Origin of the sequence: Propionibacterium acidifaciens (assembly GCF_003798325.1) — a bacterium.
GTDB classification, from domain to species: Bacteria; Actinomycetota; Actinomycetes; order Propionibacteriales; family Propionibacteriaceae; genus Propionibacterium; species Propionibacterium acidifaciens.
This window is the reverse complement of record NZ_CP033719.1, coordinates 2,293,267-2,307,095: the sequence shown is the minus strand read 5'-3', so window position 1 is coordinate 2,307,095 and position 13,829 is coordinate 2,293,267. Positions and strand designations below refer to the sequence as shown.

General features: G+C 70.9%; 16 protein-coding genes and 1 pseudogene. 3 read left to right on the top strand and 14 right to left on the bottom strand.

The window, feature by feature from the left end; translation table 11 throughout:
* Positions 1-3 precede the first annotated feature (3 nt).
* The 10 genes from rpsC to EGX94_RS13895 form a co-directional block, all read right to left on the bottom strand.
* Entirely contained in the window at positions 4-819 is an 816-nt protein-coding gene (rpsC, locus tag EGX94_RS09785) for a 30S ribosomal protein S3 (protein ID WP_021798538.1), read from the bottom strand.
* 2 nt (positions 820-821) lie between these two features.
* Positions 822-1,229: a 50S ribosomal protein L22 gene (gene rplV, locus EGX94_RS09780; RefSeq protein ID WP_021798541.1), complete on the bottom strand. Its 408-nt coding sequence runs from the start codon at positions 1,227-1,229 to the stop codon at positions 822-824.
* A gap of 26 nt (positions 1,230-1,255) precedes the next feature.
* Positions 1,256-1,537: a 30S ribosomal protein S19 gene (gene rpsS / locus EGX94_RS09775; protein WP_021798543.1), complete on the bottom strand. Its 282-nt coding sequence runs from the start codon at positions 1,535-1,537 to the stop codon at positions 1,256-1,258.
* Positions 1,538-1,556: 19 nt separating this feature from the next.
* Positions 1,557-2,393 (bottom strand): 50S ribosomal protein L2, encoded by an 837-nt coding sequence (rplB, locus tag EGX94_RS09770; protein ID WP_021798540.1) that lies wholly within the window; start codon positions 2,391-2,393, stop codon positions 1,557-1,559.
* 37 nt (positions 2,394-2,430) lie between these two features.
* Complete coding sequence (rplW, locus tag EGX94_RS09765) at positions 2,431-2,742, bottom strand: 50S ribosomal protein L23 (RefSeq protein WP_021798527.1); 312 nt, start codon at positions 2,740-2,742, stop codon at positions 2,431-2,433.
* Complete coding sequence (gene rplD, locus EGX94_RS09760; protein ID WP_021798534.1) at positions 2,739-3,437, bottom strand: 50S ribosomal protein L4; 699 nt, start codon at positions 3,435-3,437, stop codon at positions 2,739-2,741. The genes rplW and rplD overlap by 4 nt, the downstream gene beginning before the upstream one ends.
* The gene (gene rplC / locus EGX94_RS09755; RefSeq protein WP_043122969.1) at positions 3,434-4,093 is read right to left on the bottom strand and encodes a 50S ribosomal protein L3; all 660 of its coding nucleotides are present in this window, start codon (positions 4,091-4,093) and stop codon (positions 3,434-3,436) included. Before rplC ends, rplD begins: the two co-directional genes overlap by 4 nt.
* Before the next feature lie 11 nt (positions 4,094-4,104).
* On the bottom strand, positions 4,105-4,416 hold the full coding sequence (rpsJ, locus tag EGX94_RS09750; protein ID WP_016668002.1) for a 30S ribosomal protein S10: 312 nt from the start codon (positions 4,414-4,416) through the stop codon (positions 4,105-4,107).
* A 400-nt stretch (positions 4,417-4,816) separates the two neighbouring features.
* Positions 4,817-6,211, bottom strand: coding sequence for a glutamate--tRNA ligase (gene gltX, locus EGX94_RS09745; RefSeq protein ID WP_231386063.1), 1,395 nt, complete (start codon positions 6,209-6,211; stop codon positions 4,817-4,819).
* Positions 6,212-6,293: 82 nt separating this feature from the next.
* A complete protein-coding gene (locus EGX94_RS13895) occupies positions 6,294-6,602 on the bottom strand; it encodes a hypothetical protein (RefSeq protein WP_226906022.1) in 309 nt (102 codons plus the stop codon).
* On the opposite strand from EGX94_RS13895, the pseudogene EGX94_RS13890 reads away from it, so the two are divergent.
* Together EGX94_RS13890 and EGX94_RS14410 are read left to right on the top strand one after the other, a co-directional pair.
* Positions 6,502-7,041: pseudogene (locus EGX94_RS13890) on the top strand (S24 family peptidase); the annotation flags it as partial. The gene EGX94_RS13895 and the pseudogene EGX94_RS13890 overlap by 101 nt on opposite strands.
* Positions 6,933-7,313, top strand: a complete 381-nt coding sequence (locus tag EGX94_RS14410) for a DUF4113 domain-containing protein (protein ID WP_123826239.1) — start codon at positions 6,933-6,935, stop codon at positions 7,311-7,313. The pseudogene EGX94_RS13890 and the gene EGX94_RS14410, both read left to right, overlap by 109 nt.
* Positions 7,314-7,329: 16 nt before the next feature.
* On the opposite strand, the gene EGX94_RS09725 is transcribed toward EGX94_RS14410, so the two are convergent.
* Positions 7,330-7,833 (bottom strand): GNAT family N-acetyltransferase, encoded by a 504-nt coding sequence (locus EGX94_RS09725; RefSeq protein ID WP_051245327.1) that lies wholly within the window; start codon positions 7,831-7,833, stop codon positions 7,330-7,332.
* Positions 7,834-7,957: 124 nt separating this feature from the next.
* Between EGX94_RS09725 and EGX94_RS09720 the strand changes: the two genes are divergently transcribed.
* Positions 7,958-9,439: a DUF2079 domain-containing protein gene (locus tag EGX94_RS09720; protein ID WP_226906094.1), complete on the top strand. Its 1,482-nt coding sequence runs from the start codon at positions 7,958-7,960 to the stop codon at positions 9,437-9,439.
* A 22-nt stretch (positions 9,440-9,461) separates the two neighbouring features.
* On the opposite strand, the gene EGX94_RS09715 is transcribed toward EGX94_RS09720, so the two are convergent.
* The 3 genes from EGX94_RS09715 to fusA form a co-directional block, all read right to left on the bottom strand.
* Positions 9,462-10,121, bottom strand: a complete 660-nt coding sequence (locus EGX94_RS09715; RefSeq protein WP_021797173.1) for a vitamin K epoxide reductase family protein — start codon at positions 10,119-10,121, stop codon at positions 9,462-9,464.
* Between the two features lie 185 nt (positions 10,122-10,306).
* Positions 10,307-11,497 (bottom strand): elongation factor Tu, encoded by a 1,191-nt coding sequence (tuf, locus tag EGX94_RS09710; RefSeq protein WP_021797163.1) that lies wholly within the window; start codon positions 11,495-11,497, stop codon positions 10,307-10,309.
* A 242-nt stretch (positions 11,498-11,739) separates the two neighbouring features.
* A complete protein-coding gene (gene fusA, locus EGX94_RS09705) occupies positions 11,740-13,788 on the bottom strand; it encodes an elongation factor G (protein ID WP_051245344.1) in 2,049 nt (682 codons plus the stop codon).
* Positions 13,789-13,829 lie beyond the last annotated feature (41 nt).

Sequence of the window (13,829 nt, the reverse complement as noted above, 5' to 3'; positions counted from 1 at the left end):
GTCTCAGGCTCCTGCGTTCTGGATTTCGGGCGCCTCTGCCGGGGCGTTGGGAGCGGCGCTGCGCGGGGCCTGCTCGCGGGCGGCGTCGGCGCGACGACGACCGGAGCGCTCGCCGCGGCCCGGACGACGGTTGCTGCGCTGACGGCCCGGGGCCGCCTGACGGGCGGCCTTCTGGGCCGCGCGCTCGGCGCGGGTGCCGGTGACGTCGCCCTTGTAGATCCACACCTTGACGCCGATGCGCCCGTAGGTGGTGCGGGCCTCGTAGAAGCCGTAGTCGATGTCGGCGCGCAGGGTGTGCAGCGGCACGCGGCCCTCGCGGTAGCCCTCGGAGCGGCTCATCTCGGCGCCGCCGAGACGGCCGGAGCACTTGATGCGGATGCCCTGGGCGCCCATCCGGACGGCGGTCTGCTGGGCCTTGCGCATCGCGCGGCGGAAGGCGACGCGGGCGCCGAGCTGCTCGGCGATGCCCTGGGCCACGAGCTGGGCGTCGGTCTCGGGGCTCTTGACCTCGAGGATGTTCAGCTGGATCTGCTTGCCCGTGAGCTTCTCGAGCTCGCTGCGCACGCGCTCCGCCTCGGCGCCGTTGCGGCCGATGACGATGCCCGGACGCGCGGCGTAGAGGAAGATCGTGAGGCGCTCGGAGCGGCGCTCGATCTCCACCGAGGAGACCCCGGCGCGCTCGAGGTTCTTGGTGAGCCAGGAGCGCACCGCGTCGTCCTCGCCCACGAGCTCGGCGTACTGCTTCTCGGCGTACCAGCGCGACGTGTGGTCGGTGGTCACGCCCAGGCGGAAGCCGTTCGGGTTGATCTTCTGTCCCATGCTCAGGCTCCCTTCCTGGCAGCCGAGCGGGGCTCGACGACCGCGGTGATGTGGCTGGCGCGCTTGAGGATCCGGCTGGCCGAGCCCTTGGCGCGGGGGCGGATGCGGCGCATCGTGACGCCCTCGTCCACGAAGATCTGGCTGACGTAGAGGTCGTCGACGCGCAGGCCCTCGGCCGACTCGGCGTTGGCGACCGCGCTCTGGATCACCTTGCGGACCGGCTCGGCGGCGGCCTGCGGGGCGAAGCGGAGGGTGGCGATGGCCTGGGCGGCGTCCATCCCACGCACCGTGTCGACGACACGGCGCACCTTGCGGGGGCTCATCCGGACGTGACGCGCAATGGCGTACGAGCCAGGACGATCCCCGAGCAGGGCAAGACGACGGCTGGGCCGTTCGTTGGTGTTGCTCATCGAATTCATTCCTTCTGGTCCGCGCCTCAGCGCCGGCGGGCCTTCTTGTCGTCCTTCACATGGCCGCGGAAAGTGCGCGTGGGCGCGAACTCACCGAGCTTGTGACCGATCATCGACTCGGTGATGAACACCGGGACGTGCTTGCGACCGTCGTGCACGGCGATGGTGTGGCCGAGCATGTCCGGGGTGACCATCGAGCGGCGCGACCAGGTCTTGATGACGTTCTTCGTGCCGCTCTCGTTCTGCAGGTCGATCTTCTTCTGCAGGTGCTCGTCTACGAACGGGCCCTTCTTCAAGCTGCGAGGCATATCTCTACTGGCTCCTGAATCAGCGCTTCTTGCCGGACTTGCGGCGACGGACGATCAGCTTGCTGCTGGCCTTGTTCCTGTTGCGGGTGCGGCCCTCGGGCTTGCCCCACGGGCTCACCGGGTGACGGCCGCCGGAGGTGCGGCCCTCGCCACCGCCGTGGGGGTGGTCGATCGGGTTCATCACGACGCCGCGCACGGTCGGTCGGACGCCGCGCCAGCGGTTGCGGCCGGCCTTGCCCCAGCTGATGTTGGCGTACTCGGCGTTGCCGACCGCGCCGATGGTGGCGCGGCAGCGGACGTCGACCATGCGCATCTCGCCCGAGGGCATGCGCAGGGTGGCGTACTTGCCCTCGCGGGCGACCAGCTGGATCACGGCGCCGGCGCTGCGGCCGAGCTTGGCGCCGCCGCCGGGGCGCAGCTCCACGGCGTGCACCTGGGTGCCGACCGGGATGTTGCGCAGCGGCAGATTGTTGCCGGGCTTGATGTCGGCGTCGGGGCCGGAGACCACCGTCGCGCCCTGGGACAGGCCCAGCGGGGCGATGATGTAGCGCTTCTCGCCGTCCGCGTAGTGGAGCAGCGCGATGCGGGCGGTGCGGCCCGGATCGTACTCGAGGTGGGCGACCCGGGCCGGCACGCCGTCCTTGTCGTAGCGCTTGAAGTCCACCAGGCGGTAGGCCTGCTTGTGCCCGCCTCCGATGTGGCGGGTGGTGATGCGGCCGGAGTTGTTGCGACCGCCTGTCTTCGGCTTCGGGACGACCAGCGACTTCTCCGGCCTCGAGCGTGTCAGTTCACTGAAGTCGGACACGCTGGAGCCGCGACGGCCCGGCGTGGTGGGCCTGTACTTGCGAATGGCCATGAGGTTCTTCGTTCCTTGTCTGCGCGTCGGCTCCCGGTCACTCGGCCGGAGCGTTCCCGAAAATGTCGATGTGGTCGTCGGCCGCCAGGGTCACGAGGGCGCGCTTGGTGTCGGCGGTGCGGCCGATGCCGTGACGCGTGCGACGCCTCTTGCCGGCCCTGTTCAGGGTGTTGACCGACAGGACCCGGACCCCGAAGATGGCCTCGACGGCCTGACGGATCTCGATCTTGTTGGCCTTGGGGCTGACCTCGAAGGTGTAGGTGTTCTGGTCGATCAGGCCGTAGGTCTTCTCGCTCACCACGGGGGCGAGGATGACGTCGTGCGGATCGTGGATCTTGAAGTCGCTCACTTGGCGTCCTCCTCGAGCTCGGCCTCACCGCTGGCGGAGACGGCCTTGACGGACTTGCCCTTGGCGGGGCCGGCGATGAAGGCCTCGAGGGCCGACCTGCTGAACACCACGGCATCGGCGACGAGCACGTCGTAGGCGTTCAGCTGGTCCCAGGACAGGACGTGGACGCCGACGAGGTTGCGCAGCGAGAGCCGGCTGGTCTCCTCGGAGCGCTCGAGCACGGCGAGGACACGGTCGTGGTCGCCGAGGGTGGCGAGCAGGGCGGCGGCGGTCCTCGTGCTGGGCCGCTCGCCGGAGGCGAAGGAGTCCACCACGTGGAGCCGGCCCTCGCGGGCCCGGTCGGAGAGGGCCCCGCGCAGGGCGGCGGCGATCATCTTCTTGGGCGTGCGCTGCGCGTAGCTGCGCGGCACCGGGCCGTGGGCGATGCCGCCGCCGGTCCACTGGGGGGCGCGGGTCGAGCCCTGGCGGGCACGGCCGGTGCCCTTCTGGCGCCACGGCTTCCGGCCGCCGCCGGAGACCCGCGAACGGGTCCTCGTGGCGTGGGTGCCCTGGCGGGCCGCCGCGAGCTGGGCGGTGACGACCTGGTGCATCAGCGCGATGTTGGCCTGGACGTCGAAGAGCTCGCCGGGCAGCTCGACGGAGCCGGACCGCTCGCCCTTGACGTCGACGACGTCGACGGTGCTGTTCCCGTTCACTTGGCATCACCCTTCTTGGCGGCGCTGCGCACGACGACGAGACCGCCCCTGTTGCCGGGGACGGCGCCGCGCACGAGGATCAGGCCCTTGTCGGCGTCGACGGAGACGACCGAGAGGTTCTGGACGGTCTTGCGCTCGTTGCCCATGCGGCCGGCCATGCGCAGGCCCTTGAAGACGTGACCCGGAGTCGAGCAGGCGCCGATGCCGCCGGGCGAGCGGTGCTTGCGGTGGACGCCGTGGCTGGCGCGCAGGCCGCGGAAGCCGTGCCGCTTGACGACGCCGGCGGTGCCCTTGCCCTTGGTCACGCCGGTGACGTCGACGACGTCGTCGACGGCGAAGGTGTCGGCGCCGAGCTCCTGGCCCGGCGTGTACTCGGTGGCGTCGCCGGTCCGGATCTCCGCGAGGTAGCGGCGCGGGGTCGCGCCGGCGGCGGCGAACTGGCCGGCGTCCGGCCTGTTGACCGACGCGGCCCTGATGGTGCCGTAGCCGAGCTGGACGGCGGAGTAGCCGTCCTTGTCAGGCGTGCGGACCCGCGTGACGACGCAGGGGCCGGCCTGGATGACGGTGACCGGCACGAGCCGGTTGTTCTCGTCCCACAACTGGGTCATGCCGAGCTTGGTGCCCAGCACGCCCCTGACTTTGCGATCGGTAGTCATGTTCTGCGGCCTCACGGAAGCTTGATTTCAATGTCAACGCCGGCGGGAAGATCGAGGCGCATGAGCGAGTCGACGGTCTTCGGAGTCGGGTCGAGGATGTCGATGAGCCGCTTGTGGGTGCGCATCTCGAAATGCTCGCGGCTGTCCTTGTACTTGTGGGGCGAACGAATGACGCACCACACGTTCTTCTCGGTCGGCAACGGCACTGGGCCGGCGACCTTGGCACCCGTACGGGTGACGGTGTCGACGATCTTGCGCGCCGACGAGTCGATGACCTCGTGGTCATAGGCACGGAGCCTGATGCGGATCTTCTGTCCCGCCACGGTTGTTCCTCTTCTCGTCCCTGCTGGGCCGGTGCGACCGGCCTGGCCTGGTTGTGACCGGGGCGGAGATGCCTCGAGAACTCGCCGCTCTCGCCACTGTCCACCCTTGTCAATGTCGTGTCGCCTGGCACCCGGGGTCGGGCGTGTCGGCCGGCATTTTTTGAGCGCACGCCGCGCGTGCGCCCTCTGCGGCCGGACAGGGGCCCGCGGACCCGCCGCTCGTCCGGGCTCCCCCGCCGCGGGAGGCCGCGGGCCGAGGGCCCGGACGCGCCCGTACTGCGGGGAGCAACTTGTCCATCGTTCCATGGATCGCCCGCTCAGGCAAGTCGCCGGCGCCGCGGACCGTCCGCCGGGACGGCCCGGCGGCCGCTGACGTCCGCGGATCGGCACGGGCCCGCGGTCACAGCCGTCCGCGCAGCCCCTCGATGCGGGCCAGCGTGGCGGCGCGCCCGAGGATCTGGCAGCTCTCGAACAGCGGCGGGCTGACCCTGCGGCCGCTGATGGCCGTGCGGAGCGGCGCGAAGGCGACGCGGGGCTTGACGCCCAGCCCGTCGACGAGCCGGGAGCGCAGGGCCGCCTCGATCGAGTCCGCCTCGAAGGGCTCGAGCGGACCGAGGGCCTCGGTGGTGGCGTCGAGGATCCCGGCGACGTCGCCCTTGAGTCGATCGAGCGCCGCGTCCTCGACGACGACCGCGTCGTCGGGGACCGTGAGGAAGGCGATCTGGTCCCAGGCGTCCGACAGCTTGACCAGGCGCGGCTTGATCATGCCGGCGGCCGCCCGCACGACGCCCTCCCACGCGGGGTCGGGGTGCTCGCCCCACTGCCGGTTCTCGCCGATGAACTCGACGAGGCGCTCCCCCAGCTCGGCGTCGTCCAGCTCGCGGATGTAGTGGCCGTTGAGCCAGTCGAGCTTCTTCGTGTCGAAGACCGGGCCGACCGTGTTGACCTTGCCCCAGTCGAAACCGGCGACGAACTGCTCGAAGGTGCTGATCTCCTCGTCCCCGGGCGCCGGCGGGTAGGCCAGCAGCTGGAGGAAGTTGCGCAGGGCCTCCGGCAGGTAGCCCTGCTCCTTGAACCACATGAGGCGCGCCGCCGGGTTCTTGCGCTTGGAGATCTTGGAGTGGTCGGGGTTGCGCAGCAGCGGCATGTGCGCGAACTCCGGCAGCCGCCAGCCGAGCCACTGGTGGAGCAGGACGTGCTTGGGCGTGGAGCTGATCCACTCCTCGCCCCGGACGACCGTCGTGATGCCCATCCCGTGGTCGTCGACGACGACGGCCAGGTGGTAGGTGGGGAAGCCGTCGGCCTTCATGATGACCTGGTCGTCCGGGAACGGCGCTCGCACCTCGCCGCGGATGAGGTCGTGGAAGGTGGTGGGCGCGTCGTCGGGGACGAGCATGCGCACGGTGGGGTTCTCGGTGAAGCCGGGCAGCTCGGCGCGCTCGTCCCTCGTCATGCCGTGGCACAGCCGGTCGTAGCGGGTGTCCTCCTTCCGGGCCGCCTTCTCCTCGCGCATCGCGGCCAGCCGCTCGGGGGAGCACCAGCAGTGGTAGGCGTGCCCGTCGGCGATGAGCCGGTCGACGACCGGCCGGTAGTGGTCCAGCCGCTCGGACTGCCGGTAGGGGGCGCAGGGCCCGCCGACGACCGGCGACTCGTCGGGGTGCAGGCCCAGCCAGTCGAGGGTCTCGACGATCTGCTGCTCGGAGCCCGGGACCAGCCGGTTGCGGTCGGTGTCCTCGATGCGCAGGATGAACCGGCCCCCGGTCCGCACCGCCCAGGCCTTGTCGAAGAGGGCCATGTAGGCGGTGCCGACGTGCGGATCGCCGGTGGGGGACGGGGCAACGCGGGTGCGGGCGGGAGTCGTCATAGTGGCGCCAAGTCTAGTGGTCGCCGCACCAGGGCCTATCATCGAACGCACGTACGACGTGAGATCCCTGCTGCGGGTCGCGCAGCAGGCGGAGGCGGCGCCGGTGCCGCTGGCCGTCGAGGCCGTCGCGGCGGGCTTCCCCTCGCCCGCGCAGGACTACTTGGGACGGCGACGTCGACCTCACCGAGCACCTGATCCGCAACCGGCCCGCCACGTTCGTCGTGCGGGTCGCCAGGGGCTCGATGGAGGGGGCGGGCATCTTCGACGGCGACGAGCTCATCGTGGACCGCTCCCTGGAGCCCGGCGAGGGCGACGTGGTCATCGCGGTCGTCGAGGGCGAGCTGACCGTCGAGCGCCTCCGTCTGGGCCCGGACGGCCCCCGGCTGCACCCGGCCAATGACGCCTATCCGGTGCTGCGCCCCCGCGAGCTGACCGTCTGGGGAGTGGACGACGTGCCCGCACCACCTGCACCGCTGAGGCGCTACGCGCTTCGTGGACGTCGACGCGTACTACTGCGCGTGTACTGCGCGTGCGAGCGGGTTTCCCACCCCGAGCTGGAGGGCGCCCCGCTGGTGGCGCTGTCCGACAACGACGGCTGCGTCATCGCCCGCAGCCGGGAGGCGGCCGGGCTCGGGATCGCGCGGGGCGCGCCGTGGTTCCGGGTCAGGGACGCCGCCGCGCGTCTGGGCGTCGTCGCCCGCTCGCCCAACTACGAGCTCCACGGGTCCCTGTCCCACCGGCTCATGGAGCTCCTGCGCACCCTGTCCCCCGCAGTGGAGGCCCACTCGATCGACGAGGCCTTCGTCCGGGTGCGGGAGGCCAGCCCGGACGCCCTGGCCGGGGCGGGCCGGCGGATCCGCGCGGGCGGCGCATCGGGGCGCTGCTCGACGAGGTCAACGGACAGCTCGGCCGCGGCGCGCTCGGGCTCGGCCTGGCCGGCATGGCCGCCCCGCCGGACCGGCGGATGCGTCGCGGGATGCTCTCCAACCGGGCCACCACCCGCTGGGACGAGCCGACGCGGGTCCGCGCCTGAGGGGCGCGGCGGCCTCTCACCCGGCGTGGCGCAGGCGCAGCTGGGGGCCCGGGGAGCGCACCGGCTCGAAGCCGCAGCGCTCCAGGACCGCGAGCGAGGGGCGGTTGCCGGGGTCCACGTCGGCGAGCACGGTCGCGCAGCCGTGGGCGTGCGCCCACTCGAGGACGGCCGCCAGCGCCTCGGTCAGGTAGCCCCTGCCCCGGGCGCTCTCCGCGAGGCCGTAGCCGATCTCGGCGGCCCCGCGCAGGTCCGGCGGGGCGTGGAAGCCGATGTCGCCGACGACCAGGCCGTCGCGGCGCCGCACGATCATGTACATCCCGTAGCCGGGCACCCAGTTGTCGAGCTCGACGGCGGCCCGGGCCAGGCGGGCGGCGCTGCTCGTGTCTGCGTGCGGGTAGCCGGGCGCGCACGGCAGCGGGCACACCCCCGCGGCGAGCTCCTGGGCCCGGGCCGGGTCGACGCCGACCAGGTCCAGCCGCCGGGTGCGCAGCGAGATCGGTTGCCAGGGCTGGGCGCTCATGCCCCCATCCTGACGCACCGGGCCTCCCGAGCGGGCCCCGGGCCGGGACGGCGGCCATGAGGGGACCAGCAGCGGTGACGGGACGGCGGCCGGGGCGTCCGACCCCTAGACTGGGCCGGTGAGCATGCCAGCGGATACCGAGTGCAGCGCCCGAGCCGGGCGGGCGCGCACCTGGCCGGACGAGCACTGCACCGCGCTGCTGGCGCTCCTGTGCGCCGCCGCGCTGGCCGCCTATGTGACCGTCAGCCTGCTGAAGTACGCCCGGCTGGGCGACGGGATGGACCTGACGATCTTCGACCAGGCCATCCGGTCCCTGGCGCACGGCGGGCCCGGGAGCACGACGATGAAGTCGCCGGGCATGTCGGTCTTCGGAGACCACTGGCACCCGATCATCGCGGCTCTGGTGCCGTTCTACTGGGTGTGGGACGACCCGCGCGTGCTGCTCGTCGTGCAGGCGCTCTGCGTCGTGTGGGCCGGCTGGGTGCTGGGGCGCCTCGCCCGGCGGCGGGTCGGCGCGGGGCCGGCACTGGCCGTCACGGCCGCCTGGCTGTGCGGGATCGGGGTGCAGTCGGCGGTCACCTTCGACTTCCACGAGGTCGCCCTCGGGGCGCCGCTGCTGGCCCACGCGCTGGGCGCCTTCTGCCGGGGGCGCTGGGGGCGCTTCTGGGCCCTGGCCGCCTCGCTCCTGCTCGTCAAGGAGGACATGTGCTTCCTCGTGGGGGGCCTGGCGATCGCGCTGCTCGTACGCCGACGGGTCAGGGCCGGCCTGGCCCTGGGGGTCCTCGCCGTGACGTGGACGGCCGTCGCCGTCCTCGTGGTCGTCCCCCGCTTCAACCCGCACCACGTCTACGCCTACCTCGGCTCACTGGGCACCGTCACGGTCCAGGGCGTCCAGCCGGCCGCCCACCCGGCCTGGTACGGCCCGCTGGCCACCCTCGGCACCGCCGCCGTCCTGCTCGCCGCGACCGGCTTCGTCGCCGCCCGCTCGGCGCTCGTCTGGGGCTTCATCGGGCCCCTCGCGGTGCGCGCCGCCTCGAAGAACCCGCAGCACTGGACGGCCGGCTTCCACTACAACCTGCTGCCCATGCTCGTCCTCTGCTTCGCCTTCGTCGACGCCTGGCCCGCCCTCGTGGAGCGGGCCGCCGCGCTGCGCGCCCGGGGCGCGGTCGGGGCCCGGGCCCGGGCCGTGCGGGTCTGGCGGGCGCTGGCCCTGCCCGTCGTGGTCGCCGTCGCGCTCGTGTCGGTCCCGACCGGCTCCGTGCTCCACGATCTGGCCGGCAGGCCCTGCGGGGCCGCCTGCGCCGAGCTCGACGAGGCGACCGCGATGATCCCCGACGGCTCGTGGGTCGGCGCCGACGTCTACCTGACGAACCACCTGAGCAGGCGCTTCGAGGTGAGCCAGTGGCGGCCCGCCGACGGTTACCTGGACGACCTGGGCGAGCCGGTCGACGCCGCGTGGCTCGTGCTGAACCGCGAGACGACCAGCTACGAGAACGAGTCCACCGGCTGGGTCCAGGCCTTCCTGGACGACCCGGTCGTGCGCGGGGCGCACTACCGCGTCCGCTGGTCGGGCGAGGCGATCGTCGTCCTGGAGCGCGAGGGCTGAGCGGGGCCGGCCCGGACGATGCTCAGACGATGTAGCGGACGAGGACCATCGCCGCCAGCACGACAAGGAAGGCGATCGTGATGATCCAGTCGTTGCCGCTGGCGACGAACCAGCGCAGGCGCACGGTACCCGGCAGGACGTGGTCGCGCACGTTCATGCGCGTCAGCCCCGCCCAGACCAGTGTCGTGGTGAGCGTGATGAGCAGGCACCACGGGCACAGCGCGTGGATGACGAAGTAGGACTGCGTGAACAGCCACAGGGCGAACAGCAGCGCCACCGTGTAGAGCGTCTCGACGCAGCGCATGTACCAGCGGGGGAACCGGATCCCGGCGACGACGGCCACCGAGATGGTGAGCACGATGCCCTCGAAGAGGATGCCGAGGAAGGCGTTGGGGAAGCCGAGCAGGGTGGCCTGCCAGGTCTTGGCGACGGTGGTGCAGCTGATGTGCGAGGTGATGTCGCAGGCCAGGTCGAGCCCGGGGTCGCCGGCCAGCTCCCAGGCCTCGATCGACAGCTTGAACGAGACGAACAGGCCCACCAGGCCGGAGACGATCATCTCGGTGGCGGTGCGGGCGCGCCAGCGCTGCGGGGCGGGGCCGGTCAGCTCCGGGTCGGGGTCCGCGGCCCCGGACGTCTCGAGTTCTGCGTCCTCGACCGTTCCGGACTCGAGGTCTGCTGCCACGACGACTCCTCGTGCATCTTCTCGGCTTCAGGGGGTGGGACGCCCGCCGGGCGCCCCGTCGAGCATACCCGTGCCGGTGCCGGAGGGCGGGCGCCGGAGCCTGTGCCCTCCTCACCGGCCCGGGGACGGCGGAGGGCCCGTCCCCCTCGGGGGACGGGCCCTCCGTCTCGATCAGCGGATCGGACTCACTTGTCGATCTTCGTCACGCGACCGGCGCCGACGGTGTGGCCGCCCTCGCGAATGGCGAACTTCAGACCGACCTCCATGGCGATCGGCTTCTGCAGGTGGACGATCATGTCGGTGTTGTCACCGGGCATGCACATCTCGACGCCCTCGGGCAGGGTCACCGTACCGGTCACGTCCGTGGTGCGGAAGTAGAACTGGGGGCTGTAGTTGGTGAAGAACGGCTTGTGACGGCCGCCCTCCTCCTTCGTCAGGACGTAGACGCTGCCCTCGAAGTCGGTGTGCGGGGTGGTGCTGCCGGGCTTGGTGACGACCATGCCGCGCTCCACGTCCTCCTTCTTGGTGCCGCGCAGGAGCAGACCGACGTTGTCGCCGGCCTGGCCCTCGTCGAGGATCTTGCGGAACATCTCGACGCCCGTGACCGTGGTGGTCTGGGTCGGGGCGAGGCCGACGAGCTCGACGGTCTCACCGGTCTTGATGACGCCGGACTCGACACGACCGGTGACGACGGTGCCGCGGCCGGTGATGGTGAAGACGTCCTCGACGGGCATGAGGAACGGCTTGTCGGTGTCGCGCTGGGGCTGCGGGATGTACTCGTCGACGGCGTTCATGAGCTCCATGATCGCCTCTTCCCACTTCTCGTCGCCCTGGAGCGCCTGGTAGGCGGAGACGCGCACGACCGGGCAGCCGTCGCCGTCGAACTCCTGGCTGGTGAGCAGCTCGCGGGTCTCCATCTCGACGAGCTCGATGAGCTCGTCGTCGTCGACCATGTCGCACTTGTTCAGCGCGACGACGATCGCCGGCACGCCGACCTGGCGGGCGAGCAGGACGTGCTCGTGGGTCTGCGGCATCGGGCCGTCGGTGGCGGCCACGACGAGGATGGCGCCGTCCATCTGGGCGGCACCGGTGATCATGTTCTTGACGTAGTCGGCGTGACCGGGGCAGTCGACGTGCGCGTAGTGGCGCTTCTCGGTCTGGTACTCGACGTGGGCGATCGAGATCGTGATGCCGCGCTGACGCTCCTCAGGGGCCTTGTCGATCTGGTCGAAGGCCTCGAACGAGTTCCATTCGGGGTACTTCTTCGAGAGGACCTTGGTGATCGCCGCAGTCAGGGTGGTCTTGCCGTGGTCGATGTGACCGATCGTGCCGATGTTGCAGTGCGGCTTCGTACGCTCGAAATGGGCCTTTGCCACTGGGGCTCCTTTGTGATGTCGCGTCACGCTGGCTTGCGGGACGCCCGTGTGTTGACTTGCTACGGGTGCTCCCCGCAGTCCTGATTGTGTCAGTTCCCGGTACCGACCGGCGAACACCGGGCACGACAACGCATGGGCTCGCACCCATGAACTTTTGCAATTTTGGTCCCTCGCCGCGGCATAGTCAAACGCCCGGGCGGGACCGGGCCCGTCCGCCGCGGCGCGGCGCCCGGGCGGGCGGCTCACCCGGTGCCGCGGGCCTTCGCGACGATCTCGTCGGCGATCGACTTCGGCACCTCGCCGTAGGAGTCGAACTCCATGGTGTAGGAGGCCTGACCGGAGGTCTTGGACCGCAGGTCGCCCACGTAGCCGAACATCTCCGACAGGGGGACGAGCGCCCGGACGACCTTGTTGCCGTGCTCCTCGATCATCTCGCGGATGTGACCGCGACGGCCGTTGATGTCGCCGATCACGGTGCCCAGGAAGTCCTCGGGCGTGGTGACCTCGACGGCCATCATCGGCTCGAGGAGGGCCGGGTCGGCGCGGCGCGCGGCCTCCTTGAAGACCATCGAGCCGGCGATCTTGAAGGCCAGCTCCGAGGAGTCGACGTCGTGGTAGGCGCCGTCGGTCAGGGTGACCTTGATGTCCTCGACCGGGTAGCCGGCCAGGACGCCGAACTGCATGGCCTCCTGGATGCCGGCGTCGACGGCGGGGATGTACTCCTTGGGGATGCGCCCGCCGGTGACGGCGTTGACGAACTCGTAGCCGCTGCCGGGCTCGGTCGGCTCCAGGTCGATGATGACCTTGCCGTACTGGCCCGAGCCGCCCGACTGCTTCTTGTGGGTGTAGTCGACGTTCCTGACCGGGCGGCGCAGGGTCTCGCGGTAGGCGACCTGCGGCCGGCCGATGTTGGCCTCGACGTGGAACTCGCGCTTCATGCGGTCGATGAGGATGTCGAGGTGCAGCTCGCCCATGCCGGCGATGATCGTCTGGCCGGTGTCCTCGTCGGTGTGCACCTGGAAGGTCGGGTCCTCCTCGGCGAGCCGCTGGATGGCGATCGACAGCTTCTCCTGGTCGGCCTTCGACTTCGGCTCGATGGCCTGCTCGATGACCGGGGCCGGGAAGGTCATGGACTCGAGCACGACCGGGGCGGCGCCGTCGCACAGGGTGTCACCGGTGCCGGTGTCCTTGAGGCCCATGACGGCGCAGATCATGCCCGCCGGCATCTCCTCGACCTCTTGGCGCTTGTTGGCGTGCATCTGGTAGATCTTGCCGATGCGCTCCTTCTTGCCCTTGGTCGAGTTGAGCACCTGCGAGCCGGTCGTGAGAACGCCGGAGTACACGCGGACGAAGGTCAGCTTGCCCAGGTGCGGATCGGCGGCGATCTTGAACGCCAGGGCGCTCAGCGGCTCGTCCTTGCCGGGATGGCGGTCGATCTCGACGGACTCGTCGCCGGGCTTGAAGCCCCGGATGGCGGGCACGTCGAGCGGGCTCGGCAGGTAGTCGATGATCGCGTCGAGCAGGGGCTGGACGCCCTTGTTCTTGAACGAGGTGCCGCAGGTGACGGCGGTGAAGGCGTTGGCCAGGACGCCGCGGCGGATGGCCGCCTTGAGGTCGTCCTTGGTCCAGTCCTCGCCGCCGAGGTACATCTCCATGAACTGCTCGTCGTTCTCGGCGACGGTCTCGACCATCTCGGCGCGGGCGGCGCGGGCGGGCTCGACCATCTCGGCCGGGATCTCCTCGACCTCGTAGTGGGCGCCGAGCTCGGTCTCGCCGCGCCAGGTCTTGGCGTGCATCTCGACCAGGTCGACGACGCCGATGAAGTCGGCCTCGGAGCCGATCGGCAGCTGCAGCAGGACCGGGATGGCGTTGAGTCGCTCCTTGATGGTCCGGATGCACCAGTCGAAGGAGGCGCCCGTGCGGTCGAGCTTGTTGATGTAGCAGATGCGCGGGACGCTGTACTTGCTGGCCTGGCGCCACACGGTCATCGACTGGGGTTCGACGCCGGCGACGCCGTCGAACACCGCCACGGCGCCGTCGAGGACGCGCAGGGCGCGCTCGACCTCGACCGTGAAGTCGACGTGACCGGGGGTGTCGATGATGTTGATCTGGTAGTCGTTCCAGAAACAGGTCGTGGCGGCCGACGTGATCGTGATGCCGCGCTCCTGCTCCTGCTCCATCCAGTCCATGGTGGCCGCGCCATCGTGCACCTCGCCGATCTTGTGGTTCACACCGGTGTAGTACAGGATGCGCTCGGTCGTGGTGGTCTTGCCAGCGTCAATGTGGGCCATGATGCCGATGTTGCGCACCTTGGCCAGGTTCGTCTGCAGGT